The sequence below is a fragment of the Arcobacter caeni genome, assembly GCF_003063245.1.
GTDB classification, from domain to species: Bacteria; Campylobacterota; Campylobacteria; order Campylobacterales; family Arcobacteraceae; genus Aliarcobacter; species Aliarcobacter caeni.
Window position 1 is genome coordinate 1 of sequence record NZ_MUXE01000041.1, and the last position, 874, is coordinate 874.

General features: G+C 24.6%; 1 protein-coding gene. It reads left to right on the forward strand.

Annotation, left to right across the window (positions count from 1 at the left end; genetic code table 11):
* The first annotated feature begins 433 nt into the window (after positions 1–433).
* Entirely contained in the window at positions 434–631 is a 198-nt protein-coding gene (locus B0174_RS12025) for a hypothetical protein (RefSeq protein ID WP_108561358.1), read from the forward strand.
* Positions 632–874 lie beyond the last annotated feature (243 nt).

Below are 874 nucleotides of genomic sequence, written 5' to 3' on the forward strand. Positions count from 1 at the left end.
ATTTTATTATAATAGAGTTAGAAGTCATAGTTATTTAGGAAATTTATCACCTGTTAAATTTGAAGAAAAACAAGAAAAAGAAAAAGTGTTACAATCTGAAATGGTGGCTTAGGGATTAGCAAAAAAGTGTATGTTTTTTAGTTACCTCTCCAATAATCAATGGATAACTGATATATTTGATTTCGGTGTAATGATTGAAGAGATTCAATTTGAAGTTACTAATACTTTTGGAGAGGTGTGAAATGAGAAATAATTTTTCAAAATTAGCATTGGACAAAAATTTGTCTTATCTTATATATAAACAATGGAATAACAATCCAATATTTCAAGTTTTAGATTTAGTTAGTAAGAAGTGTATTTATAGAGGTAAAAGTCGTCATAAAGCTATAAGCATGATAATTAACTTTTGAGAAATATAAAATAAGGATAAAGAATGGCAAAAATAGAAGTATCATTTATAGAGAGTGAAAGAAAACTCGTAATGAATGAAATAAATGCTCTAGGATATGGTTTTAACTATGAATATTCTGTATATAGCGTAAATACAATCATTATTCCAGATATAGGAAAATATGATAAAGAAAAATTTATTTATTTTTTAAAAGAAAATCAAATAATTTGGAGTAACTAAGAAATTATAAAAGTTACTAAAAGATTTAAAACTAGTTGCCTATAAAGGCTAAATTACCCAAAGGGGTTTAGGACAAGTTCCAAATCCCTTTGGGGATTGGTCTGTCCTTTTTATAAAAGCCTTTTTATAAAGAACACCTTAAATAATTAAAGGATTTATATAAAGGCAATATTTTATTAAAGATAAATATATAAGAAACATATTTTAGATAATTATTTCTAAAATATGTTTGATTCTGAAAGT